21 protein-coding genes are annotated in these 25539 nt (G+C 70.6%); 11 read left to right on the forward strand and 10 right to left on the reverse strand.

Features of this window, described 5'->3' with window-relative positions; translation table 11 throughout:
* The first annotated feature begins 512 nt into the window (after window positions 1-512).
* Entirely contained in the window at window positions 513-1571 is a 1059-nt protein-coding gene (locus tag AB0M95_RS00565) for a PP2C family protein-serine/threonine phosphatase (protein WP_363757764.1), read from the forward strand.
* 40 nt (window positions 1572-1611) lie between these two features.
* On the opposite strand, the gene AB0M95_RS00570 is transcribed toward AB0M95_RS00565, so the two are convergent.
* The 4 genes from AB0M95_RS00570 to AB0M95_RS00585 form a co-directional block, all read right to left on the reverse strand.
* Window positions 1612-2802: a site-2 protease family protein gene (locus AB0M95_RS00570; RefSeq protein WP_363757766.1), complete on the reverse strand. Its 1191-nt coding sequence runs from the start codon at window positions 2800-2802 to the stop codon at window positions 1612-1614.
* Window positions 2799-3743, reverse strand: a complete 945-nt coding sequence (locus AB0M95_RS00575) for a universal stress protein (protein WP_363757768.1) — start codon at window positions 3741-3743, stop codon at window positions 2799-2801. Before AB0M95_RS00575 ends, AB0M95_RS00570 begins: the two co-directional genes overlap by 4 nt.
* A gap of 70 nt (window positions 3744-3813) precedes the next feature.
* A complete protein-coding gene (locus AB0M95_RS00580; protein WP_363757770.1) occupies window positions 3814-4419 on the reverse strand; it encodes a hypothetical protein in 606 nt (201 codons plus the stop codon).
* A gap of 330 nt (window positions 4420-4749) precedes the next feature.
* Window positions 4750-6252, reverse strand: coding sequence for a phenylacetate--CoA ligase family protein (locus AB0M95_RS00585; RefSeq protein ID WP_363757772.1), 1503 nt, complete (start codon window positions 6250-6252; stop codon window positions 4750-4752).
* A 211-nt stretch (window positions 6253-6463) separates the two neighbouring features.
* Here AB0M95_RS00585 and AB0M95_RS00590 point away from each other — a divergent pair, with 211 nt between their 5' ends.
* From AB0M95_RS00590 to AB0M95_RS00600, 3 genes are all read left to right on the forward strand, one after another.
* A complete protein-coding gene (locus AB0M95_RS00590) occupies window positions 6464-7495 on the forward strand; it encodes a hypothetical protein (RefSeq protein WP_363757774.1) in 1032 nt (343 codons plus the stop codon).
* 175 nt (window positions 7496-7670) lie between these two features.
* Window positions 7671-8429, forward strand: coding sequence for a polyprenyl diphosphate synthase (gene uppS, locus AB0M95_RS00595; RefSeq protein WP_363757776.1), 759 nt, complete (start codon window positions 7671-7673; stop codon window positions 8427-8429).
* Complete coding sequence (locus tag AB0M95_RS00600; RefSeq protein WP_363757778.1) at window positions 8426-9841, forward strand: oxygenase MpaB family protein; 1416 nt, start codon at window positions 8426-8428, stop codon at window positions 9839-9841. The genes uppS and AB0M95_RS00600 overlap by 4 nt, the downstream gene beginning before the upstream one ends.
* Before the next feature lie 32 nt (window positions 9842-9873).
* Here the strand turns inward: AB0M95_RS00600 and AB0M95_RS00605 are convergent, their stop codons facing one another.
* Window positions 9874-10326: an amino acid permease gene (locus AB0M95_RS00605; RefSeq protein ID WP_363758397.1), complete on the reverse strand. Its 453-nt coding sequence runs from the start codon at window positions 10324-10326 to the stop codon at window positions 9874-9876.
* Window positions 10327-10913: 587 nt separating this feature from the next.
* Between AB0M95_RS00605 and AB0M95_RS00610 the strand changes: the two genes are divergently transcribed.
* Window positions 10914-11384 (forward strand): hypothetical protein, encoded by a 471-nt coding sequence (locus AB0M95_RS00610; protein WP_363757780.1) that lies wholly within the window; start codon window positions 10914-10916, stop codon window positions 11382-11384.
* A gap of 352 nt (window positions 11385-11736) precedes the next feature.
* The gene (locus AB0M95_RS00615; RefSeq protein ID WP_363757782.1) at window positions 11737-12948 is read left to right on the forward strand and encodes an acyltransferase; all 1212 of its coding nucleotides are present in this window, start codon (window positions 11737-11739) and stop codon (window positions 12946-12948) included.
* A 170-nt stretch (window positions 12949-13118) separates the two neighbouring features.
* Here AB0M95_RS00615 and AB0M95_RS00620 read toward each other — a convergent pair whose 3' ends face one another.
* Window positions 13119-13757, reverse strand: a complete 639-nt coding sequence (locus tag AB0M95_RS00620) for a DedA family protein (protein WP_363757784.1) — start codon at window positions 13755-13757, stop codon at window positions 13119-13121.
* A gap of 36 nt (window positions 13758-13793) precedes the next feature.
* Window positions 13794-15656 (reverse strand): cytochrome c oxidase assembly protein, encoded by a 1863-nt coding sequence (locus AB0M95_RS00625; protein WP_363757786.1) that lies wholly within the window; start codon window positions 15654-15656, stop codon window positions 13794-13796.
* A 227-nt stretch (window positions 15657-15883) separates the two neighbouring features.
* Here AB0M95_RS00625 and AB0M95_RS00630 point away from each other — a divergent pair, with 227 nt between their 5' ends.
* The gene (locus tag AB0M95_RS00630) at window positions 15884-16078 is read left to right on the forward strand and encodes a CsbD family protein (RefSeq protein WP_363757787.1); all 195 of its coding nucleotides are present in this window, start codon (window positions 15884-15886) and stop codon (window positions 16076-16078) included.
* 120 nt (window positions 16079-16198) lie between these two features.
* Here AB0M95_RS00630 and AB0M95_RS00635 read toward each other — a convergent pair whose 3' ends face one another.
* Together AB0M95_RS00635 and AB0M95_RS00640 are read right to left on the reverse strand one after the other, a co-directional pair.
* Window positions 16199-16984: an RraA family protein gene (locus AB0M95_RS00635; RefSeq protein WP_363757789.1), complete on the reverse strand. Its 786-nt coding sequence runs from the start codon at window positions 16982-16984 to the stop codon at window positions 16199-16201.
* A gap of 590 nt (window positions 16985-17574) precedes the next feature.
* Window positions 17575-18039, reverse strand: a complete 465-nt coding sequence (locus AB0M95_RS00640; protein ID WP_358520051.1) for a VOC family protein — start codon at window positions 18037-18039, stop codon at window positions 17575-17577.
* Window positions 18040-18401: 362 nt separating this feature from the next.
* Here AB0M95_RS00640 and AB0M95_RS00645 point away from each other — a divergent pair, with 362 nt between their 5' ends.
* Window positions 18402-18797, forward strand: coding sequence for a PPOX class F420-dependent oxidoreductase (locus tag AB0M95_RS00645; protein ID WP_358520054.1), 396 nt, complete (start codon window positions 18402-18404; stop codon window positions 18795-18797).
* Window positions 18798-18839: 42 nt separating this feature from the next.
* Here AB0M95_RS00645 and AB0M95_RS00650 read toward each other — a convergent pair whose 3' ends face one another.
* Window positions 18840-21074, reverse strand: coding sequence for a heavy metal translocating P-type ATPase (locus AB0M95_RS00650; protein WP_363757792.1), 2235 nt, complete (start codon window positions 21072-21074; stop codon window positions 18840-18842).
* Between the two features lie 262 nt (window positions 21075-21336).
* Here AB0M95_RS00650 and AB0M95_RS00655 point away from each other — a divergent pair, with 262 nt between their 5' ends.
* The 3 genes from AB0M95_RS00655 (at window position 21337) to AB0M95_RS00665 (ending at window position 25493) form a co-directional block, all read left to right on the forward strand.
* Window positions 21337-22665 (forward strand): hemolysin family protein, encoded by a 1329-nt coding sequence (locus AB0M95_RS00655; protein ID WP_363757794.1) that lies wholly within the window; start codon window positions 21337-21339, stop codon window positions 22663-22665.
* 94 nt (window positions 22666-22759) lie between these two features.
* On the forward strand, window positions 22760-23812 hold the full coding sequence (locus tag AB0M95_RS00660; protein WP_363757796.1) for a hemolysin family protein: 1053 nt from the start codon (window positions 22760-22762) through the stop codon (window positions 23810-23812).
* 286 nt (window positions 23813-24098) lie between these two features.
* Complete coding sequence (locus AB0M95_RS00665) at window positions 24099-25493, forward strand: LCP family protein (protein WP_363757798.1); 1395 nt, start codon at window positions 24099-24101, stop codon at window positions 25491-25493.
* Window positions 25494-25539 lie beyond the last annotated feature (46 nt).

The following is a 25539-nucleotide window of genomic DNA, read 5'->3' on the forward strand; positions in this document are numbered from 1 at the left end:
GCCCCGTTCTGTGCGTGGAAACTTCAAGACCTATATCGAATCGGTCCCAGTTGGCTGATCCCAGAGTAAGGTTCGATTCATGAGCCCTTCAGAGACCTCCCGGCGCGAATCGCGCTCGGGCAGGCTCGGTCCGGCTTTCAGACGCCCACCGGCGTCCGGTTCGTAGGTCCTGTGAGGTCGTCGAGTGCTTGCTCACGTAGACGCGAAATGGTCAAAGTTACCCCACTTTCATCCCATTCACCGTTGGCATATGCGGACGACACCGTGCCCCACCCGACACGGTTTTCCGGTCCCGCGCCGCGCTCCCGCCCGTCGCGATCCGGTCCACGCCGCTCATACCCGTGACCCGTACGTAAGGTCGCCCTGCTGTTCGCCGATTCCCGGTCTTGTTACAGTGGCCGCGGAGCACCGGGAAGTCTGGTCGACATTCGACCGAAATGACCAATCCCGCGGAGGCACCCTGTGACGAGCGACCCGAATCGCCCCCCGACCGTCACGGCTGTGGAGTGCCGATGACCGAGGTGAACCGCACAACGCAATGGCTCATGGGCGCGCTGCCCTTCGCGTCCCTGGGCGTCGTCGCGGCGGTCGACGTCCTGACCGGCCCGGACCTCGGCTATCTGTCGCTGCTGGCCGTCGGGCCCGCGTTCGCCAGCCTGGTCGGCGGCGTGCGCCGCACCGTCCTGATCGGCGTGGTCGCGCTGATCACCTCGTTGCTGCTCGCGTGGTACAACGGCCTGCTCGGCGACCGCCAGAGCAACATGAGCCTGGTCAGCACCACCGGCGTGACCGCGGCGAGCATCCTCGCCACGGTGGGCCGCCAGCGACGCGAGCGCGAGCTGGCGACCGTCCGCTCGGTGGCCGAGGTCGCCCAGAGAGTGCTGCTCAGGCCGGTCCCCCGCCGCGCCGGCCATTTACGGGCGGCCGTCTCGTACACCTCGGCCAACGCCGAGGCCCGCATCGGCGGCGACCTGTACGAGGTCGTGACCGGCCCCGGCGGCGTGCGCGCCATCGTCGGCGACGTCCAGGGCAAGGGGCTGGAGGCCGTCGAGACCGCCGCGCTCGTGCTCGGCGCGTTCCGCGAGGCCGCCCACGACGAGCCGGACCTGCGCGGCGTCAGCGGCCGCCTGGAGAAGGCGCTCAACCGGCGGCTGTCCGGCGAGGAGTTCGTCACCGCGATCCTCGTGGACGCCGACCCGGCCGGGAAGCTGACCCTGCTCAACTATGGGCACCCGCCGCCGTTGATCATCCACACGGACGGGAAGATCACGCCGGCCGAGCCGGAGGACAACGCGCCGCCGCTGGGCCTCGCCTCCCTGGGGGTCGAGGGTCCGAACCCCCACCAGGTCGCGTTCGGCCCCGGAGACCAGATCCTGCTCTACACCGACGGGGTGATCGAGGCGCGCGACCGCGCCGGACGGTTCTACCCCCTCGCCGATCGGGCGTTCCTGCTCAAGGACGACGACCCGGAGGCCGCGCTGGAGGCGCTCAGGCTCGACCTGGTCCACCACGTCGACGCTCCCCTGCACGACGACGCGGCGATGCTGCTGCTCCGCTTCCGCGACGGGTGACCCCGAGCGGCTGAGAACATGTCCCACCGCGGGACGGGCCTCAGCCGCCGGGACCGTCGGGCAGGGCCTCGCCCTGCTGGCCGGGCCGCGCGTCCGGCGTGCGCTCGGGACCGGTCATCATCCGCAGCACGGCCTGCTGGAGGGCGCGGGTGAAGTCCGCCTTGGTGACCATGCCCACGACGTGCCCCGCCTCGGTGACCACGGCCATCAGCTCGCCTGAGGACGCGGACCGCTCCAGGATGCGCCCGGCGTCGTCGTCCGGGGACATCAGGTGCTCGGGCGTCAGCGGGCGCGCCAGCATGGCGACCCGCAGGTCGTGCCGCCGCTCGGGAGGGACCTGCGTGAGGGCCTGCAGCGTGAGCACCCCCGCCGACCCCCCGGCGAAGTCGACCACGGGGAACACGCTCTGGCGGGAGCGCAGCGCGGTGGTGGCGATGAAGTCGTCGACGTCCTGCCAGGAGGGGGCCACGTCCGGCGACGGCGTCATCACGTCGCGGACCCGCCACCCCTCGAGCCCCTGCTGCGCGGCCCTGATCATGCCCTCACCCCGGGCGGCGCTGACGAGGAACCAGCCGATCAGCATCATCCACAGGCCGCCCGTCCAGGCGTCGAGGACGAGCTGCGCGGCTCCGACGGCGATCAGCCCCATGCCGAGGCCCTGCCCGGCCCGGGAGGCCGCCCGGTCGGCGCGCGCCCGGTCCCCGCTCCGGTGCCACAGGGCGGCGTGCAGCACCCGCCCGCCGTCCAGGGGCGCCCCGGGGAACATGTTGAAGACGGCCAGCACGCCGTTCATCAGCGCCAGCCAGCGGACGGCGGCCACGATCAGCGCGGGACCGGCGAGCAGCGTGGCGCCGAGGAGGAACACGCCGCCCAGGATCAGGCTGACCAGCGGCCCGGCCACGGCGATACGGAACTCGTCCCTCGGCGTCCTGGACTCCCCGGCGAACTCGGTGACCCCGCCGAGCAGCCACAAGGTGATCGAGCTGACCGGCACGCCCCTGCGGCGGGCGACGAGGGCGTGCGCCAGCTCGTGCGCCAGCAGGGAGGCCAGGAACAGGAGCGCGGTGAAGGCGGCGACCACCCAGTAGCGGGCCGGGGGCTGGCCGGGGATCGCCTGCGGCAGCACCGTGCTCGCCAGCACTCCCCCGATCAGGAGCACGATCAGCAGCGTGGACCAGTGGGCTCCCACGGGGATGCCCGCGACGCGGCCGAGGCGCAGGCTCTGTTTCATGTGCCCTGGCCCTCCTTCCGCTCGTCCCCCCGCAAGGCGTCAGCGTCGTCGCCGGGAGCCCGGCAGACCCGGACGACGGCGACGGGACACCGCGCGTGGTGGAGCACGCCGTGGCCGACGGACCCGAGGAGGGCCGAGCCGAGCGCGCCCCTGCCTCGCGACCCGACGACGACCAGGTCCGCCGTTGCCGACGCCAGCGACAGCGCCTCGATCGGATGCGCCTGGAGCATCGACTCCTGCACCTCGACCTGTGGGTACTTCTCCTCCCACGGCAGGAGCTGCTCCCTGGCGGCCCGCTGCCCGAGGTCGTACAGCCGTTCCAGGTCGGGGGTGTAGCTGGCGATCATGGGCAGGAAGACGGACTCCTGCCACGCGTAGACGGCGCGCAGCCGGCATCGGCGCCGCACGGCCTCCTCGAACGCGTACTGGAGCGCGGGCTCCGACTCCGGCGCCCCGTCCTGCCCGACGACGATCTCGCCGTATTCCTCGGGCGCCTCCTCGGGCTCAGTCCCGTCGTCCGGATGCGGGACCACGATCACCGGGCAGGCGGCGTGCCCGGCCACGCCCATGGACACCGAGCCGAGCACCAGTTGGAGGAACCCGCCGTGCCCCCTGCGGCCCACGACCAGGGTCTCGGCGTCGCACGCCTGGCGCAGCAGTTCGGTGCGGACGTCGCCCACCCGGGACACCGGCTCGACCTCCAGGCCCGGGACGCGCTCACGCGCCACCACGGCCGCCCGCGCGAGCAGCGCACGGGACGCCTCGGCCAGGGAGTCCTCGAAGCCGGGCGGCGCGGCCAGCGGCTGGATGTACGCCCAGGGCTCGCTGACGTGGACGAGCCGCAGCCCGGCGGCGCGGCGCAGCGCGTCGTCGGCGGCCCAGCGGACGGCGGCCATCGAGGCGGACGAGCCGTCGACGCCCACGGTGACGTGTCCACTCATGGTGCCTCCTCCCCGCGGCCCGGCTGCTACCCCGAGGGCGTCGCTTCCCGGCCGTACCGGGACGTGTCGCTCACGGCTGCCTCGGACGCCGCCAGCGGTCGTGGACGGCGTTCCACTCGTTCTCCCACTCGACGTAGCGGCGGCGGTCCAGCATCCAGCGCACGAGCGAGAGGTTCAGGAACAGCAGCCCCCCGGCCCCGGCGACGACGCCGAAGCCCGCGACGGTGGCGTCCGCGACCGTCTGCGCGTGCGTGCGCGGAGCGGCCGTGGGCTTGCCCGAACCGTCGACGTACATCTCCAGCGAGGAGCCCGCCCTGGCGTGCGGGGGCACCGAGATCACGCCCTCGCGGGCGCTTCCGTCGGGCAGGATCCAGCGGGCCTTGGCCTTGACCCCGAGCACGGCTCCCTGGGAGGAGACGGGGCTCGTGCTGTGGGCGTCCTCCAGCAGGACGGCCGTCACGGGCTGGCGCAGGCCCGGCTCCACACGCTCGGACATCAGGCCTCGCTGGTACACGGCGCCGGCGGCCACGAGGGCGGGCCACAGGCTGAGCACCAGGGCCAGCAGGGTGATGAGAACCGCGACGGCCTCGATCCGATCAGATCGCCGGCGCAGCGGGTTGTGGTCGAACCGATAACGGCGAACACACCGCGTCGTCCACCTGGCCAAGGATCGCATAGTGCACCTCCCTGTCAGGGAATCTTCATCCAGCGTCGGCTACGGACGAGCGACCCGGCAGGGTCTTACGACGTCTCGCGGCGGGACGTTCGACCCTGCCCGCCACCTGCGCGTTCCTACGCATGGTGACCATCTAACCCCTAAAGTACGACGCCGCGGGGGCTGGTGGTATACCGGCCCGCCGACGGAGCGCCCCGCGCGCACGCGGGCACGCCGCTGGTGACGATCCGGTCGTGAACTGCCCACTCTGCGGGCCGGAAAGCTCAAAGAAATCCAAAACTCACCCCACAGACGGGCCGCATGTCGGACTCGTACCTGAATTTCCTGGGCTTAATTGGTTCCGGCCGGGCGGGTGTAGCGGTGCTTGACCCCGGGAGGGAAGAACTCCGGGTCTCCGGTCTCGCGCAGCACCACCGACGGCGTCTGGTAGTCCGGCGGGACGTAGTGGGCGAACTCGCTGTTGAGCCGCAGGAGCTCGCTCCTGATCGACTCGGCGATCACCGGGACGAGGGCCGGATCCGGCCGGACGCCGGGCGCCAGCTCGACGACGACCGACAGGCGCCGGTCGCGGTCGGCGTCCTCCTCGGCCAGCAGTACGAACTTGCCGGTGACCTTCTCGCCGATGTCGGCCCGTTCCAGGCCGACGGTGACGTTCTCCGGGTAGACGTTCGCCCCGAAGAACGACACGGTGAACAGCGAGCGCCCGAAGACGTACACGAAGGGCAGCTCGGACACCGCCGCGTCCCGCCCGCAGTGCCCCTCGGTGGGGTCGAAGTCGTACTTGCGGCAGAACTCCAGCATCGCGGCGAACGACACGATGCCGCCCTCGTCGGCGATGTGGTACCGGATCAGCGGGACACCGTTGTCGCCGGTGAACAGCAGCGTGCCGTCCCGCGCCTCGAAGTAGCGGCTCACCGGGTCGTACTGCACGAGGGTGGGCAGCCGCGAGTCGCCGAACAGCTCGCGCGCCGCGTCGGGACGCCCGGCCAGGAACCGGCGCACGCGGACGCTGAGCGGCGTCTCGTTTCCGAGCACGCCCGCGTCGGCGGTGCCGTAGAGCGACGCCGAGTCGTGGCAGGGGTCGGTCATGCCCGCCCGGCGGCCGACGAGGTCGCGCCACTGCTCGCTGAACACCTCGCCGGCAAGCACGAGGCGGATGCCGTACGCGGGCCAGTCGACGCCCCGGGCGAGCCCGGCGTCCACGACGTTCTTGACGAAGGGCGGGTAGCCGAGCAGCACGACCTGGTCGAAGTGCGGCCCGAGCTCGCCGACGACGCGCAGGATCTCGTCCAGGTCGTTGCCGGGCGTGGCGACGGTGATCGGGTAGCCCTTGGCGGCGAGGTGGCGGCAGCAGGCGGCGGTGTACATGCCGCCCACCCAGTTGCCGAGCGCGAAACAGATGACGGCGAGGGTGGTGCGCTCGGCGGCGTGGAAGCCGTCGCGGAAGACCTGCTCGAAACGGGCGGCGACGTGCCGCTCGTCGAGGACGGACCTCGGCCAGACGGTCGGCGAGCCGGACGAGCCGGAGGAGACCGCGACCATGTCGCAGGCGTCCAGCCGCCCGTGCCGGCACAACTGCGGCAGCGGGTGGCGGCGGTGGTAGGACTCCTTGTCCAGCAGAGGCAGGCGCGCGAAGTCCTCGACGGTGCGGACGGCGGCCGGGTCGATCCCGTGGCCGCGCAGGAAGCTCCCGTAGGCGGGGACGGTCGCGGCCACGTCGTGGAACAGGGCCAGCGCCGTCTCGGCGCCGGGGCCGGGGGTCGCGGCCGGGCGGGCGTCGTAGAACTCGCGCAGCCCGGCCAGCACGCGACCGGGACGATCTTCGTCGAACACGGCGGCTCCATTGCGTTCGGGGACCGGGATCAAGCTTCGCAGGTTCCGCCGGTCAGGTCCCGTTTCCCGTGGTCCCGAGGCTGACGGACGTGTCAGGAGGGAGTCATGAAAAGGTTGCGATTCGTGGGAAGATCTGTGAAGTTTCCGGACACCGCGCTGTCGGAGCTGCTAAGAAGATGCGCGGCCGAAATGTAGACCAGAGAGGCTCGGTATGGACCGCGACGGCACCCCGAGATCCCACGACGAGGATCCTCTGAAGCAGACCGGTCCCCTGGGCGTCGCGCGGACCGGCGAGCCGGAGCCCGCGGCGGGCGACGTCCTGTCCGACGGCTGGACTCCCGGCCACGAAGCCTCCCACGTGCCCGGGGACGACGCGCCCGACCGTGAGCAGGCCGCCGGCCACGACCGCACCGGCTACGACCGCACCGGCTACGATGGCGCCGCCTTCGAAGGCTCCGGCTACGAGACCACCGGGTCCTACGCGGCGGACGACCACGGGCGCGGCGACGGGCCGGAGACGGGCGAGCGCGCCTACGACGGCTACGACAGCGCCAAGGATTATGACCGGCCGGAAGGCTACGCGCGCCCGGACGACGACGGCTGGGGCCCCGACCGCACCGAGCACGACCCCGACTCCGAGCCCCGCACGGGCTTCCTCGGCGCGGGGTGGGCGGGCGACGACGACCCCGACGAAGAGGAGAAGGGCGGCCAGAACCGGCGGCTCATCCTCGCCATGGTCGCGATCGTCGTCCTCGCCGTCTCCGGCGGGTGGATCGTCTCCTCCTCGGTCGGCTCCACGCCGCAGGCGGCGTGCGCGCCGCCGTCCACGTGCGCCACCCCGGCGGGCGACCCGCTGCCCGCGCTGAGCGACAGCCCGACGGCCGAGCCCACCCCGGACCCCGCGACCGCCGCCCCCACCGAGGAGCCGACCCCGACGCCGGAGGAGACCACGGCCTCGCCGAGCGAGACCCCTCAGGCCCCGCAGACGACGGCACCGGCGCGGGTCACCCACCCGCCGACGACGAAGCCGTCCCCCACGCGCACCCGCGAGCAGACGCAGGACCCGCAGCGGCCGCGAGGCACCGCAGAGCCGCAGGACCCGGATCCGCAGGAGTCCGACGAGCCCGAGCCGACCAAGTCGGCGTCCCCCACGCCTCCTCCGCCGCCGCCCACCACCGAGGCGCCGCAGCCCGATCCGACCCCGACCAAGAAGCGAGGCGGCCTGCTCGACTGGCTCTTCTGAGCCGACCCCGGCAAGGTCTTCGGGGGCCGGCGAGCTTCTGGCCGCACCTCGGCCGGACCCACTCTTGGGCGTCGTCGTGGCGCCGGCCCTGCCGATCGCGGGGTGATCCTGCCCAACAGGGCACCCGAGGCTCCGCCGCCATCTGGCGGTTACGGACTCGGCAATACTCTTGGTAATGCTACAGTCACGATTAGCTATGGAGATTATCAGCGGATTGCCGCGTCACGTGGCTTGTGTGATGGATGGGAACGGGCGGTGGGCCGCGCGGCGATCGCTGCCGCGCACCGCGGGCCACGAGGCGGCAGAGGCCGCCGTGATCGACACGATCGAGGCGGCACGCTCGGCCGGCATCAAGTGGCTGAGCCTGTACGCCTTCTCCACCGAGAACTGGCAGAGGCCGGCGGGCGAGGTCGACATCCTGATGAGGCTCGTGCGCCGGACCATCCGCAAGCATGCACCGGCGTTGCACGCGCGAGGAGTCCGGTGCAGGTTCCTGGGCATGGCCGATCCGCGGATCCCACCACCGCTGGCTCAGGACATCACCGATCTGATGACGCTCACCAGTGACAACAGGCGAATGACGCTGACGATCGCCTTCGATCACGGAGGACGTCGCGACATCGTGGAAGCCGCCCGCTCGCTGATCCGCGCCGCCGTACCCGCCGAGCAGGTCACCGAGGCCACCTTCGCCCGGCATCTCCCATACTCCGACACGCCGGATGTGGACCTGGTCATTCGTACCTCCGGAGAGCAACGGATCTCCAACTTCATGCTCTGGCAAGTGGCCTACGCCGAATGGGTCTTCCCGCAGGTGCTGTGGCCCGACTTTCGCGCGACCCACCTCTGGGAATGCCTCGACGCCTACCGGCGGCGCCAGCGCCGATTCGGCGATGTCCGCCGGCCGACCGCCACCACGGGAGAGGGACTTCGATGAACCAGACCACCGCAGAGGAGACCGTCGACGTCTTCGGGCCGGACTCGATGCTGCGCCGCCTCGTCAACGAGGCACGCTGGGGCCTTGCGGTGACCCGCGCCACGGTTCTGGAAGCCGCGCACCCGCAGATCGGCGCGGCGTTGATCAGCAACTCGACGTTCGTGACGCATCCGTGGCGGCGTCTGCGCAACACCGTGGTGAGCACGCAGCGGATGCTCGACCCGGACCGGCACGTTCGCAGCCGGGAGGCGGCTCGCCTCAACCGCCTGCACGCCCGCATCTCGGGCACCGACCCGCACGGCCGCCACTACGACGCGATGGACGCAGAAGCGCGCGCCTGGGTGGTGGCGACCCTGTTCGAGTCGGCGGTGACGATGTATCGGCTGAGTGGTGAGTCGCTCGACGGGCCCGCGATGGAACAGCTCTACACCGAGTTCCGGACGGTCCTGGCCCTGATCGAGGGCAACAGCGACCGGCTCCCTGCGACGTTGCGGGAGTTCTGGCCCTACTACGACGACATGATCGACCATCGCATAGAGGGCACCGAGGCGGTGCGCGTGATCCTCTACCAGCTCTTCGCCAATGTGCCCGCGCCACCCCTGCTGCGCGGCCATCCCGCGGTGTGGGCCGCGGGCCGGGCCGTGGCAGGCCCTGTGGCCGCCGCGGTCACCATCGCGTCGCTGCCGGAATCCTTCTGCCGACGTGTCGCCCTGCCCGACCTCCCAGGGGCGCGGGCGCTCATGCACGGGGCCTACCTGACCACCGGATTCGCCACCCGCCTGCTTCCGAACAGCTGGGTGCGTGTCGGCTCGTTCATGAGCCTGTTGGATCCCGACCACTCCGGTGATTCCGGACCGTGGGAGAACGTACGCCGCAAGGCCGGCCAGGCCGCGGCCATGCTCAGACTCATCACCCCCGCTCCCGACGAGGTCGATCAAGCCACACGCTCGGCTGACCGGTTCTTCGCCGAGGTCCTCGACCAGACCGGGGACGGCCACCTCGCCTGGCCCGACCTGGCCGCTATGGCCAGAGAGATCGCCACTCGGCTCGACCTGGACGAACAGGACGAGGAGCGGCTTTACAACGCCTACGCCGCCTGGTGGCGGGAGTTGCGAACCAATCTCGACACCGACGGCGACGGACGCGTCACGCGCCAGGAATACGCCGCCTCGGCCGCCTCTCTGCCCAGCTCCGAACTGGTCAAGATCGCCGACGTGCTGTTCGATGTCACCGACGTCGACGACGACCAGACGATCGACGCCCAGGAGTATCAGACGTTGTTCCGTACGGCCTTCCACCGCGATCTGACCGGCAGAGGCGACAGCTACTCGCGCAGCGCTTTCGTCAGGCAGTTCCTGTCCTTTATGTCCGGGCAGCAGCACTCGGTCGCCTACAACTCCCTTCTGGCCTAGCTTGGCTAAGCCAGGAGCAGACCAACGTCGCGTCAGCGCCGCCCGAGCGTCCGGCGTACGGCCCACACCACCAGACCGACGGCCAGCACCGCGCCGCCGGCCAGCGTGGAGGTGAGCGGCAGGCTGAAGGCGAGCAGCAGGCAACCGGCCAGCCCTGCTACGGGCACCACCCGGGGAGGCCGGCCCTCGGCGGCGGGCAGCGTCAGGGCCGAGGCGTTGGCGATCGCGTAGTACACGAGCACCCCGAACGACGAGAAGCCGATCGCGCCCCGCACGTCGGCGACCGCGGCGACCACCGCCACCACCGCGCCGACCGCCGTCTCAGCGTGGTGCGGCACACCGGTGCGCGGATGCACGGCGTCCAGGACGCGCGGCAGATGCCCGTCCCTGGCCATCGCCAGGACCGTCCGCGAGACGCCGAGCAGCAGCGCGAGCAGCGACCCGAGCGCCGCGACCGCCGCGCCGACCGTGACCAGCGGCACCAGGGGCGCCGCTCCGGCGGCGCTCGCACCTTGAGAGGAGTTCTGCGAACGGCGACCTGCATGAACGCACCAGCCGGGAGGGCTCTCGCAGAACTCTCACAACCGAACCTTTATGAGAACACGTACCGTGACGGCGGTCTACGCGGAGCCACCTTGCCCATCGTCGCACCGATCCGAGTGGCGGCCAAGTCCGCTCGGTCTCCATAGCGCAGCGCAACACGCACGCCGCCTGACAGGTGCTGGCATCCCTCAGGACATCCCGCGCCCCTCACCGGGCCGACCTTAATGAAGCAGGGCTCAAGCCGTATTGGCATGGGTTTCAACTAACGGTCACCCCGTCAACACCAAGGTCGACTGCATGGCCCACCAGATCACGTAATTCAGGCTGTCCTTTTAGAGTGCGCCATGCACCCACAAGGGGGGATTCTCGGCTGGAATCACCGTGACGATTGTCACATTGACAACTTGAGACATCCACTTTTCTTCAAATCGTTTTCGCCCCCGAGCTGGAAGGATTACAAACTGCATCAGCACGACTACATTTCCTCTTAACTGGCTGTAGTGCGCCAGTCAAGATCTATACGGCAGATATGCGGCGAGGCAAGGTGATGAGTGTTCCGATTGATCGCGGCCCGAATTTGGAATGCATCTTCAGCACCAAAGTCGAGCGCGATCCCAACTCGGGGGTTAATCCCTCATCGTCGAAAGAATTTGGCTTGTCTATTCTCACGCGCCTCGCCGTCGGTGCAGCGGGGGCCGTTGTCGCGGTTTGGGCCGCTGCGGCTTCCCCTGCCTCCGCCCAGGTCCTCACCTCGGACCCGGTCTCCCCCAACCAGACCTTCTCCATCCAGGCTGTCCCGCCCGGTTGCAGCGCATGGACCGACTTCGTTGCGGGTCACGGCCGGGGTCATCTGAACTGTGTGGGCAGCGGCCGGGACGTGCGGGTCACCGTCGCGTGTGGCGACGGCAGCATCAAGCGCAGTGCCACCGGCTACGAGTACGCCAAGGCCGAGTGCCCCTCGGGCCTGGGCGCAGTCGCGGTGAGCGGCGCTTACGTCTGAGCTAGAAAGCGTTCCTAGTACGGGGAGCCGGGGAGCCAGGTGTGTCACATCCTGGCTCCTCACCAATTCCCTGGCAATTTCGCCGCAAACAGCTAGTGTTTCTTGCCTACGAACACTTGCAACGCCCATATCAAAAGCCCGGCCCCTGAAGTGCTGTCAGAGAAGGGCGCCGGCCGCGAGCAGTTACGCATCAGGCACGGGTCGCTGTTCGCACCAGACCACCATCTCACCACAGGCGAGCCGTACATCCTATCACAGAACATTAACAGATGCTGGCGTTTTCCTGTGTCGGCTGTAGGTGTTCCCTCCCGCAGATCTATAGGTGCTGTCGTTGACCGCTAGCATGAGTCGGATGCTTACAACTCAGGAAGTACCGCAGCGAGCTAGGAAACGCCTGGCATGGCTCGACGCCCTACGCGGTATCGCCGCCCTGACAGTGGTCTTTGAGCACGCCCTCCAGCCGTTGTTACCCGAAGTGCGGCTACCAGTGAAAACGGCCTTCGAACCCGGCTGGTACGGGGTTATGGTGTTCTTCTTGGTCAGCGGGTACATCGTGCCAGCGTCCTTAGAGCGGCGAGCCAGCTTGCGAGCGTTCTGGATTTCCCGTTTCTTCCGGCTGTATCCACTGTTTGGAGTGGCTGTGGCAGCCATGGCTCTGCACGCGGTACTGGGCTGGGACGGGCTTCACGTCTGGTGGAAGTCCCGGCCGGTCTCCCTGGCCCTAGGCCATCTGACGATGCTGCAGAACCTGCTGTACATGCCCAACTTGATCAACGTCCTCTGGACGCTGTCCTATGAGATGGCCTTCTACCTCCTGCTGACGGCGATGTTCACGCTCGGTATCAACCGAGGAAGCACCGCCAGCTCACTCGGCTTTACCGCAGCGGCCGTGTTGGGTGCGGGAACCCTGCCGGTCACCCTGTTATCGGCTGGCGGGTCTGGTCGGATGTTTACTGTCACCCTGGTAGTGACCGCACTGATAGCAGCGGGCTTGGCCGTTGCCATCAAGGGCTCGGGCGCACTGCGGCAAGCAGGCGCGATCGTCATTGGGCTCACCGTGCTGATACTCCTGGCGGTCAACCAGAGCTATCCCGGGCCGTGGCAAGGATTGCTGATCCTCGCCACCATGTTCGCCGGTACGGCGCTGTATCGAGCAGAGCAGCGAGACCTCTCCTGGAAACAAGTGGGATGGGTGGCTCTGGTCCCGCTGGCTGGGATCTGGCTGGCACGTGATGAGTTCGGCACACAGATGGCCACAGCCGCCGCTTGGCTCACCTTCATCGCGGGGATGGCGCTGCGGCGCCGAAGGATGCCACGCGTACTCGCATGGCTGGGGCTGGTCAGCTACTCGATTTATCTCCTCCACCCTCTGCTGTTGGAAAGCGTCGAGTGGTTCTGGCCGGAGCCGCTGGTCGTACCTTTAAGCCTGCGCGTAGCGGCTCTGGCGTGCGTGGTGGCACTGCTGCTCGGGCTTAGTGCGCTGACGTGGCGTTTCGTAGAAGCTCCCGCACAACGGCTGGCTAGGCGCCTAATATCATCGGACCGGATACCGCGGCAGAGCTGAGGCACACAGGTCACGATCGCCCAGATGGATGCACCGCAAGGCTACGGCATCTCAACCAAGGCACGTGGGGCGAGCCAACGCGCATCGGCTGCTTCGAGAGCCCGGTATAGCGTCGACCGTCCGACGCCGAGCGTCGACTCGCTCATGGGGGCCAGTTCATCATTGCCGTGTCAGTGCGGGGTCGTGCGCCTGCGGGCGCGGCGGCGGAGTAGGTGGCGGGCGATGAGCGCCACGACGACGACCCCGATGGCGATCAGGAAGTACGTCTGGTATTGGGAGAACTCCCGGTAGATCGCGGTGATGTGGAACCCGGCCGCGTATCCGATGCCCGCCCACGTCCCGGCCCACAGCACCGCCCCGATGACGTTGTAGAGGAGGAAGCGGTGCCACGGCATGCCCGTGGTGCCCGCGACCAGGCCGTTCACCTGGCGCAGCCCGTCGATGAACCGCGCGACGACGATGATCGGGGCGCCGCGGCGCTCGAAGAACGCCTCCGCGGCCTGGAACCGCTCCGGGGTGAGGAAGACGTACCGGCCGTAGCGGGTCACCAGCGCCCGGCCTCCGGTGCGGCCGATGAGGTAGCCCAGGTTGTCCCCGAGGACGGCGGCGAGGAACGCGACCGCGGCGACGGCCACGATGTCGAGCCGACCGACCCCCGCGTAGACCGAGGCGGCGATCAGCACGGTCTCCCCCGGCACGGGGATGCCGAAGTCCTCCAGGAAGACGAGCGCGCCGACGGCGAGGTAGCCGTAGCGGTCGAGGAGCGGGGCGAGATCGGCCAGCGGTCCCGGCAACGGTGGCGGCGCCATATCGTCACTGTACGTGTTCGCTCACGCAACCCTGCGTTACTGTCGCGCGGCGGCGGCCGACGAGGGCGCGGCGTCCGCCGACATCCGCCGCGGGGCGCCGCGCCGCCGGACCGCCATCACGCCCAGCAGGACCACCATCGTCGCGGCGGCGAGCGCGGGACCGAGCAGGGCACCGAGGACCTGGTCGGAGGCCCGGTCGGGGGCCCAGGCCAGCTTGAGCTGGTCGTACCAGTCCTGCCCCAGGACCGGCCCGGCGAGGAAGACCACGGCCATCCACGCCTGCACGACCAGCGCGACCGCGAGCGTCAGCATGCGCGTGCCCGCGCCGATGGCCCTCGGCAGCGGGTCGAGGCCGAGCACGACGCAGAAGAACCACGTGCCGGTCAGCAGCAGGACGGTCCAGACGGCCAGGCGCACGGCGAGGCTCGACTGGGCGGGCTCGAACAGGCCCACCGCGTAGAAGATCAGGTAGGGCCCGGCGTACAGGCCGAGGGCGACCCACGGGTGACTGAGCCGCTGTGCCGCGCCGCTCTCGGACGCCCGCCGCAGCGGCGTCCACACCTCGCGGAGCGGCACGAGCGGCGCCGACAGGGCGATCAGCGCGGGGACCAGCGTGCCCACCAGGGCGTACTGCAGGGCGTGCAGGGAGAAGACCGCCGGGCCGTAGGCGGCCACGCCGCCCGCCGTCGCGTACAGCAGGACGGCCAGGCCCGCGAGCGCGACGACCGTGCGGCCCACCGGCCAGGTGCCTCCGGCGGCGGTCCAGCGCCGCACGCCGAGGAGGTAGGCGGCGGCCAGGCCGAGCACGGCGAGGATCGCGATCGGGTCGGGGCGGGTCTCGATGATCAGACGGCCGGCCGTGAACGGCCGGAGGGTGTAACCGAGCAGCTCGTGGGAGGAGTGGGCGCTGCCCGCGCGCGGGGGCGGCGTGCGCGACAGGGCGACGGCGAGCCCGATCGTCAGCGCCATCACGCCGACCTCGGCGATGGCCAGGCGCAGGAACGGCCGGGAGATCGCGCCCGTCTCCAGGGCCGTGATCGTGCGGCGGCGGTGGCGCAGGCCGAACCAGCCGAGCGCGACGAGCGCGACGAGCTTGCCGAGCACCAGCAGGCCGTAGCGGGACTGCCAGAGCTCGGCGAGGCCGCCGATGCGGATCCAGGCGTTCACCGCGCCCGAGAAGCCGACCGCGATGTAGCAGCACAGCGCGAGCGCGCTGAACCGCCGCACGACCAGGAGGAGGTCCTTGGAGCGGCGCAGGGCCGTGACCAGCCCGAACAGGCCGCCCACCCATAGCGTGACCCCGCCGATGTGCAGCATCAGGCTGGAGACGGCGAGGTTGTGGTCGGCGGCCGAGGCCGAGTGGCCGACGTAGGCGGGGGGCAGGACGGCGAAGACGGCGAGCGCGAGCAGCGCGGCCCGTCCGGCAGGGCCGAGCGAGAGGGTGGTGGCCGCGGCGATCAGCAGGGTGATCAGCGTCACCAGCAGGAACGCCTCGCCCTGCGGCACCTCCGTGCTGAAGGTCAGCAGGAAGCCGGACTCCAGCGCCTCGCCGACCGGCAGTCCGAGCAGGTCGGACAAGGTCAGGACCTGATTGATCACCGCCGTGGCGGCCCACGCGAGCGCCCACTGGCCGGCGGTGCGGGTGATCGCCCGCTTGGCGTCGGCGTCGGTGGCGAGGGCCACGGCCGCGAGCAGCATTCCCACCGTCACCACGGCGCAGGCGTCGTGGACCAGCCGGACGAGCGGGATGCCGAGGGAGGTGAGGAGTCCCGGGGAGGGCAGGCCGGGGATCTCGGGCTGCGGCCAGCCTCCTCCGAACCACATGGCCGCGAGGAGCACCACGAACGCGCCGACGACGATGAGCGCGAACACGGCCGGGCGCCGCCGGAGAGAGCTCATCCAGACTTCCTCGTTTCGGGGGACGCACGGGTCATCTGTTCACTTGTGATCAGTATCACCGGATTCGGCCGTGACGGCGAGACCCTCGTGGGGACTCCCGCGACCACAGGGGCTTTATTCGCCCATGTCATGACTTGGGGGAGCGTGACACCCCTGCGGCGTTTTGCCTCCTCGCCCACCGGAGAGGGCAAGTACGGGATGGTCCCACACAACCAAGGGGGCAGTTCATGGGCACCGAAGACAAGATGGCCAACAAGGCCGAGCAGATCAAGGGCAAGGCCAAGAAGGCGACGGGCGACGTCACCGGCGACGACGAGATGCGCGCGCGGGGCGAGGCCGACGAGGCCAAGGGCAAGGCCAAGCAGGCCGGAGAGCGCGTGAAGGACGCGGCCAAGAACGTCAAGGACGCGTTCAAGCGCTGACGCCGACCATGACGGCGGGGGCCCCGCGTACGGGCCTTCGCCACCGCCGTGCCGGAGCCCGACCGGCACGGCGGCAGAGGATCGATCGGCTACGACCCACCCGGCGCGGCAGGGCGGCGGCTACAGTCGGCGCAACTCGCCGATGATGCCCTCGTAGTCCCCATAGTCTCCATAGTCCCCGTAGCCCTGGTAGGGCCGGTGACCTCCGTACGAGCCGTAGTCGCCGTGGTCTCGGGCGCGGACCTCGGCCGGGTCCATGGAAGGCGGGGTGTCCAGGGAGGACCCGCCCCGCAAAGTGCGGACCACGTCCTCCTTGTAGCGGTTGGCCTCGGCCAGTGTGGCGCCGTCGCGCAGCGCCCTGACCACGTCCTCCTCGGCGTCGGCGTACATGTAGGAATCGGGGAACACGTCCGTCGAGGGCAGCGCCACCACACCGGCGCCGTCCATGACGATGCACGTGCCCTCGTCCACCACCACACCGGCGATCTCCACCGGGCCGCCGACGGACGCCACGTGGACGTCCGGGCCGGGCCCGGCCGTCGCCTCGTACAGCGCCCACACCGGCAGGCCGAGGTCGCGGAAGGCGTTCACGTCCCGGACGCCGCCCTCGACCAGCAGGCCCGTCGCGCCCCGGGCGAGCGCGGCGCGGGTGAGGATCTCGCCCCACACCGCCCCGGCCGCCGCCTCCGCGCCCGCGACCACGATCACCCTGTCCTCGAGATCCTCGTCCATCATGCGGTGCAGGGGCTCCAGGCCCTCGTCCCCCGGCCCCGGCGCGAGTCGTACGGTGCGGGCCCTGCCCAGCAGGCCGAGCGATCGGTGTATGGGACGCAGCGGCGGGCTGAGCCACCCGGTGAGCCCTCGCAACTGAAGTACGTCCGCGATCGCGGTGGTAGGCGGAACCACGGTATCGATCACCTCTTGTGAAGAGATTTCCAGATGTCGCCGTCTGGAGGCGGCGATGGGATGCCCGGACAACGCGTCATCGATCTCAGTGACCCCGGCCTGGAGCGGGTCGCCCCCTGGTGGCGGCCCGAGCGGGCCGTCCTCGGTTCGCGACGGGTCCGTGACGGGTGGGCCGCGGTGGAACGACCCGGCTCAGCGCATCCGGATCGCCTGCCCCCACGGCGAAGGTGTGATGCACGGTGCTTCCTTTCCCCTGTCACCGGAACGACGGTTCCGGTGACGTACGAAGGACCTGACGCTCTTTTCGATGCCCTGTGCCGCTCGAATGATCCGGCAAACGCCCATGCCGGTTCATTCACAATAACCGGCTTTTCTCCGCGCCAAGAGTCCCGCATCGGTGGAAGTCGACGGTAGTGCCGATGCGAAGGAAAGGGCGGCGGTTTCATTGCGAAGGCGCCCGAAGGCGGTTTCACCTGCCCAACTCCGGGGCAGGGCAGGCGACGGCGGGGAAGGAGGCGCTGGTCGGAACCGGTGGAGGTGAAGCGGTTCACAGGCCGCGCACGACCCGACACGGCCCGCGCCCGCGGGGGTCAGTCCGGGGTCAGCCCTCCCCACAGGGACCGGACCTCCTCGTAGACCTTCTGGTCGTGGGAGATCTCGACGACGTTCCCGTCGGGGTCCTTCAGCGCGCAGACATAGCCCACGGGGGGCGGCAGCAGGACCGGCTCCCAGTGGAGGCATCCGCGCTCGCGCGCCCGCCGGGCCGCCTCGTCGACGTCCTCGCGGCGCGGTACCTCCATGCCGAGGTGGGCGAACGGCGTGAGCTGCGGGCACGGCCTGCCCTTATCCTGGGCGAACTCCACGAGGACGAGGACGAACGGCGTCTCCACCTGCCCGGGGTTGGAGAGCCAGGCATTGCGGCCGTGCTCGTCCTCGTGGGTCGAGACCAGCACGAGCGGCGTCATGGTCGTGTAGAACTCGACGGCCGCGTCGAGGTCGGAGCTGGGCAGCGCGATGTGCGTCCACCGCGCCTCGGTGAGCCTGCCGTCGGGCATGGGCGCCTCCCTCCGGGCCGTCCGTCCCCGCGCGCGTACGGCCCTCGACCTTTCCGTTCCCCGATTCGCGAACCGATTCGAAGGCTTTTGTTTTATTTGCTAAGTCGTTCATCGTGCTAAGCGATCAGCGTTTCGTTGATACGTTGACCGGTCATTCAGTCATGTAGCGCTCGCCCGCACGGTTTCCGCGCTCATCGGTGTCCAGCGGTTTTGTACCCGCCACGAGCGTCTTCGCCGACGCGCCGTAGGAGCGAAAAGTGGACACCACGTTCAAATAAGGCCCCCGGCGCGAGGAATGATCGGCGGATCCGTCGCGTTCGGGTGTGTCGAACCCCTCTGTACACGATCTTCAGGAGACACCGATGAGCAAGCTGAACGACGACGCCAAGGCCCTGATCGACCGGCCCGTGCACGCCTGGGTGACCGCCCTGCGCCCCGACGGATCGCTGCACAGCACCGTCGTGTGGATCGAGCTCGACGGTGACGACGTCGTGTTCAACACGGCCGTGGGCCGCGCCAAGGAGCGTTTCCTGCGTCAGGACCCGCGCGTGTCCGTCAGCGTGCTCGACCCCGACCACGCCCACCACCTGGTCAGCGTCTCGGGCACGGCCAAGTTCGAGCTGGAGGGCGCCGACGAGACGGTCGACCGGCTCGCCAAGAAGTACCTCGGCGCCGACAGCTACCCCTACCGGCAGCCGGGCGAGCAGCGCATCAACGTGCGCGTCACCCCCGAGCACGTGATCCACATGGCTCCCTGACGGCCCGCACCGGACCTCCCACGCGCGGCCGGGTCGCGGACGTCAGTCCCGGCCGGCCGCGAGCGGGGCGAAGCGGCGCAGCCGCAGGCTGTTGGTGACGACGAACACCGACGAGAACGCCATCGCCGCCCCGGCGACCATCGGCGAGAGCAGGCCCGAGGCCGCCAGCGGGATCGCCGCCACGTTGTAGGCGAACGCCCAGAACAGATTGCCCTTGATCGTACGGAGCGTCCGGCGGGAAAGTCGGATCGCGTCCGCCGCCACGCGCAGGTCTCCGCGCACCAGCGTGAGATCGGACGCCTCGATCGCGACGTCGGACCCCGTCCCCATGGCCATGCCGAGGTCGGCCTGGGCGAGCGCGGCCGCGTCGTTGACGCCGTCCCCGACCATGGCGACCACCTTGCCCTCGGCCTGAAGACGCTTGACGACGTCCACCTTCCCCGAGGGCAGAACCTCGGCGATCACGTCCTCGGGCGGTACCCCGACCGACGCGGCCACCGTCTCGGCCACCGCCCGGTGGTCGCCGGTCAGCAGCACCGGGCGTAGCCCCAGCTCCTTCAGCCGGGCGACGGCCTCGGCGGACGTCGGCTTGACGACGTCGGCGACGGCCAGCACCGCGCGCGCCCGGCCCTCCCAGCCGACCGCCACGGCCGTCTCACCCCGCGCCCGCGCCCCGGCGACCGCCGCCTCCAGCGCGGCGGGCAGGCTCTGGCCGTGCTCGGCGAGCAGCTCGGGACGTCCGGCCAGCAGGGAACGGCCCTCGACGACGCCGCGCACACCGAGCCCTTCGAGGGCGGCGAAACCGGTCACACCCGGCAGCCCCTCGCCCGCGGCGTCCGTCACGGCCCGGGCGATCGGATGCTCGGAGGCGGCCTCCAGCGCCCCGGCGAGCCGCAGCACCTCGTCGCGGTCCTCTCCGGGGGCGGGCACGACGTCCACCAGCGTCATCTGCCCGGCGGTGACGGTGCCCGTCTTGTCCAGGACGACGGTGTCCACGCGCCGGGTCGACTCCAGCACCTCGGGGCCCTTGATCAGGATGCCGAGCTGCGCGCCACGCCCGGTGCCCACCATGAGGGCGGTGGGCGTGGCGAGGCCGAGCGCGCAGGGGCAGGCGATGATCAGCACGGCCACGGCCGCCGTGAACGCCGCCGTGGCCCCGGCGTCCGCGTACAGCCGGACCACCAGCGTGCCGAGCGACAGCAGGATCACGATCGGCACGAAGAACTCCGAGACGCGGTCCGCCAGGCGCTGCACCTCGGCCTTGCCGTTCTGGGCGTCCTCGACCAGCCGGGCCATCTGGGCGAGCCGGGTGCCCGCGCCGACCCGGGTCGCCCGCACGATGAGGCGGCCCCCGGCGTTGACGGTGGCGCCGGTGACGGTGTCGCCGGGACGCACCTCGACCGGGACGGACTCCCCGGTCAGCATCGAGGCGTCGACCGCCGAGGCGCCCTCCTCGACCACGCCGTCGGTGGCGATCTTCTCGCCCGGCCGGACGACGAACACGTCCCCCAGGGCCAGGCGCTCGACGGTGACGCGCACCTCGCGGCCGTCCCGCAGGACCGCGACGTCCTTGGCACCCATCTCCAGCAGGGCACGCAGCGCGCCGCCCGCCCGTCTCTTGGCCTTCGCCTCCAGGTAGCGGCCGGCGAGGATGAAGGTGACGACCCCGGCGGCGGCCTCGAAGTAGATGTTCGACGTGCCGCCATCGCCGGTGGTGAGCTCGAAGCCGTGGCGCATGCCGGGCGTGCCCGCCGTGCCGAACAGCAGCGCCCACACCGACCAGCCCAGCGCAGCGAGCGTGCCGATCGAGACCAGCGTGTCCATGGTGGCCGCGCCGTGCCGCAGGTTGGCCAGCGTCGCGCGGTGGAAGGGCCACCCGCCGTAGAGGACGACGGGGACGGCCAGGGCGAGCGACAGCCACTGCCAGCCGCGGAACTGAAGCGCGGGGATCATCGCCATGGCGACCACGGGGACGCTCAGGGCGATCGACAGCAGCAGCCTCCTGCGCAGCGGCGCAGAGTCGTCGGCCTCGGGGGCGGCGCTCGGCAGCTCGGCGGTGTACCCGGCCTTCTCGACCGCGGCGACCAGCTCGGCGGGGGTGACGCCGCCGTCGTGGACGACCTTCGCCTTCTCGGTGGCGAAGTTGACCGTGGCGCGGACGCCGTCCAGTTTGTTCAGCTTGCGCTCGACGCGGGCGGCGCAGGAGGCGCACGTCATGCCGCCGATGGCGAGTTCGATCTCGCCCCCGGCGGGCCGTCTCATGGTGGCCTCCGCCATGTACGCGTCCTCCCGTGCCTGCTCCCTGGTGCGCGACGTCTCCAGGCGTATCGCGACCAGCCTATATGTCCGTAAACGATACCCCCCTACCGTTCTGTTCCGCATGGGTGGGGGGCGAAGGCCGCGGGTTCGAAGCTCGGCCCCAGGGGTATCCGGAGCGGACGACCGGCGCCGGATCCGGTCCGATACGGTTTCGGCGAACAATTGAACATGTCGCACGGTCTGATCTACTGGTGTAGCGGGCTTCGCGGGAGGCGGCACCGTGATCGTCGAACTGCTCTTTCTGCTGGGCGCACTGGCACTCGTCATCGCGAACGGCGTCTTCGTCGCGGCCGAGTTCTCGCTGGTCACCGTCGAGCGCGGCGAGGTCCAGCGCCTCGCCTCCGCGGGCGACCGGGGCGCCCAGGGCATCCAGGCGGCGATCCGGAGGCTGTCGTTCCAGCTCTCCGGGGCCCAGCTCGGCATCACGATCACCTCGCTGCTGCTCGGCGTCACGGCCGAGCCCGCGATCGCCGGGCTGCTGCGCCCCGCCGTCGAGGCCGTGCCCGCCCTGCCCCTCGGCGCCGCCGACAACGTGGCCGCGGTCCTCGGGCTGCTGATCGCCACGGTGGGCCAGATGGTGCTCGGCGAGCTCGTCCCCAAGAACGCCGCCCTGTCCAAACCGATGCTGGTCGCCCGCATGTCCACGCCGCCGCAGCGGGCGTTCTCGGCCGTCTTCGCCCCGCTGATCAAGGCATGCAACGCCATCGCCAACGGGATCGTGCGCGCGCTCGGCGCCGAACCCCAGGACGAGCTGGCCTCCGCGCGCTCGCCCGACGAGCTGAGCCTGCTGATGAGCGCGTCGGCCCAGGCGGGCGCCCTGCCCGGCGGGACCGCCGCCATGCTGCTGCGCGCGCTCCGGTTCGGCGACCGGACGGCGGACGAGGCGATGACGCCCCGCACCGACTGCGTGACCGTCGCCGACGACGCCGGCGTCGCCGAGTTCCTCGCCCTCGCCCGGCAGGCGCGGCACCTGCGGCTCCCCGTCACCGGCGGCGACCTGGACGACATCGTCGGCGTCGCGCACGTGACGGGCGCCTTCGCCGTGCCCGAGGGCGAGCGCGCGACGACGCCGGTCTCCGCGATCCGGCGCCCGCCCGTCCTCGTGCCCGAGTCCCTGGACCTCGCGACCCTCCAGGAGCGCCTGTTCGCGGCCCGGGAGGAGATGGCCGTCGTCGTCGACGAGTACGGCGGGTTCGCCGGGATCGTCACGGTCGAGGACCTGGCCGAGGAGCTGATCGGCGACATCGCCGACGAGTACGACCTGCCCGAGGAGGGCTCGGCCGAGCCCGCGTCCGCGATGCTGGCCGCCGGGACGTCGGCCACCGTGCCCGCCGGGCTGCGCGCCCACGAGGTCGAGGAACGCACGGGCTTCCAGATGCCCGAGGGCCCGTACGAGACGCTCGCCGGGCTGCTGATCAGCAGGCTCGGCCGCCTGCCCGACGCGGGCGACCGCGTGGCCGTGGACGGCTGGGAGCTGCGCGCCGACGTCGTGCGCCGCCGCAGGATTGAGCGCATCACCCTCACCGCCCCGTCCGAGGAGACCTCGTGACCGCGTCCGCAGCGTCCGCCACGTCCGCCACGTCCGCCGAACCCGCTGACCCCGCTGATCCCGCCGACCCTGCCGACACCCCCGGGGCCGCCCGATGACCCTCCTGGACGCCCTCGCCATCGTGGTGCTGCTCGGCGTGAACGGCTTCTTCGTGGGCGCCGAGTTCGCGCTGATCTCCGCGCGCCGCACGCAGATCGAGCCGCTGGCCAAGGAGGGCTCGCGGCGGGCCCGCGCCGTGCTCGGGGCCATGGACGACGTCCCGCTCATGCTCGCCGCCGCGCAGCTCGGCGTGACCCTCGCCTCGCTGGCCCTCGGCGCCGTGGGCGAGCCGGTCCTCGCGCACGCGCTGGAGCCGCTGTTCCACACCCTGGGCGTGCCGGAGGGCTTCGTACACCCGGCCGCGTTCGCGCTGGCGCTGCTGGTGGTGGTCTCCCTGCACGTGATCATCGGGGAGATGGTGCCGAAGAACCTGTCCCTGTCCGGTCCCGACCAGGCGGCGCTCTGGCTGGTCCCCACGCTGCGGGCCGTCGCGCGCGCCACCCGGCCGCTGCTCGTCGCGATCAACGCCATCTCGGCGGGCGTGCTGCGGGTGCTGAAGATCCCGCCCACCGACGAGATCCGGTCGGTCTACACCTCCGACGAGATGCCCGCCGTCATCCAGGAGTCACGCCGGCACCTGCTGCTCGACCAGGACGAGTACGACCGCATGATCGCCACGCTCGCGCTGCGCGGGCGGCCGGTCACGTCCGTCATGGTGCCCCGCGCCGACGTCGTGACCCTGCCCGCGACGACCACCGCCGCGGACCTGCAGGAGTACGCCGGGCGGCACGGCCACTCCCGCTTCCCGGTGCGCGGCGACGGCCCCGGCGGACTGTCCGGCTACCTGCACGTGCTGGACGCGCTGAACGGGCACGCGCCCGGCCGGCCCCTGCCGGCCCGTCCGCTGCCCATCGTCCACCACGGCGCCTCGCTGGCCGACGTCCTCGCGACGATGCGCAAGCGGCGGGCGCAGCTCGCCGGGATCAGCGACGACACCGGGGACGTGGTGGGCGTCGTGACGCTGGAGGACGTGCTCACCGGGCTCCTCCACCACGCCCACCAGGAGACTTCCGGTGACGGTTCGCAGGAAAGACGCCTCACGTCGTGATTCACGGACCGAACGGCGCCGCCTCGGCCGCCCGTGACGGCGCGCGCGGTTCCGCTGGGCGGTGAGGGGCCGGTGGGGTAGCCGTTTCACCAGGAAAAATGAGTATTTCGTGCGAATACCGCGACAGGGGACCCCAAACATCCCTCCCCTCGCTAGACTGACCAGCGACTTGCCGGGCGGTCGGATCCGGCACCTGTAGTCGGCGCGTGGCCTGGGGGCCACCAGCCCTGGCCATTCCGTGGGGACAATGAACGGCGGGCTTGTCGATACGCGCCCTGTCCAGCCCGTGGACGAACCGGCGAGCGGTCGGAAGAAGCGGTGGTGGGCCTCGTGGCTCTGGTGCCTCGTCGCGGCCGTGGCGGGGATCGCCGTCGCGGCCAGCGCCACGCTGGTCGGCGCCTACACGAAGCTGAGCGGCAACATCAAGCACGTGGCGGTGGACCCCGGGGACCTCGGCGCGCGCCCCGCCAAGGTGAGCAAGGCGCTGAACATCCTGATGGTGGGGTCGGACACGCGCGTCGGCGCGAACATCAAGTACGGCCACCGCGAGTACGGCGAGCGCACCGACACGATCATCCTCGCGCACATCTCGCCCAACCGGGGCAACGCGCTGCTCATCAGCTTCCCGCGTGACTCGCTCGTCCAGCTCCCCGCCTGCCGGGCCAAGAACGGCCTCCCCGGCCAGCGCGCCCACGTCGGGATGATCAACGAGTCGTTCAACTTCGGCGGCATCGCCTGCACGTACAAGACCATCGAGACGCTCACCGGCATCCGCATCGACCACTTCGTCAAGGTCGACTTCACCGGGTTCAAGAGCATGGTGAACGCGCTCGGCGGCGTCGAGGTCTGCGTCCCCAAGCCCATCGACGACGACAAGGCCCTGCTCCACCTGCCCGCCGGGCGCCAGACGCTCAAGGGCGAGCAGGCCCTCGGCTACGTCCGCGTCCGCTACGCGCTCGGGGACGGCTCCGACATCGGCCGCATCCAGCGGCAGCAGATGTTCCTCGCCTCCATGATCAAGAAGGCGATGAGCGGGTCCACGCTGACCGACCCGGCCAAGCTGTTCGACTTCCTCGACGCGGCCACCAAGTCCGTCACCACCGACCCCGAGCTGACCATCGGCGTGATGAAGGACCTCGCGACCAGCGCCCAGGGCCTGGCCGCAGGCAACATCCGCTTCGTCACGACGCCGTGGCGCTACTCGCTGAGCCAGCCCGGCCGCGTCGAGTGGGTGCAGCCGCAGGCCAGGCAGCTCTTCCAGCTCGTCGCCACCGACACCAAGCTCAACAGCTCCAACCTCAAGTCCAACACCGGCCGCGAGGCCAAGGTGCCCAAGTCCAAGATCGAGATCTCGATCCAGAACGGCACCACCCAGGCCGGCCTCGGCTCCCAGGTCGCCGCAGCCCTCGAACAGCGCGGCTACAGCGTCGCCAAGGTCGGCGACGCGAAGGTGAAGCCGTACCCCAAGACGACGATCCGGTACTCCTCCAGCGGCCAGTCCCGCGTGCCCACGCTGGCCGGCGACCTGGTCACCTCCCGCAACGCCATGGTCACCGACACCACGACGACGCGGCTCGTGCTGGTGATCGGCGCCGACTGGAAGGGCCTGAAGCCCATGCAGGTGTCCGAGAGCGACATCAAGGGCATCGACGCCACCCAGGACTCCTGCTCCGACGCCTGACCCGCGCGGTCCCTCGTCGGGGGCGCTTTCTGTTGGAGGCGGGTTC

This window comes from Sphaerisporangium sp. NPDC051017 (assembly GCF_040683095.1).
In the GTDB taxonomy this organism is placed as follows: Bacteria; Actinomycetota; Actinomycetes; order Streptosporangiales; family Streptosporangiaceae; genus Sphaerisporangium.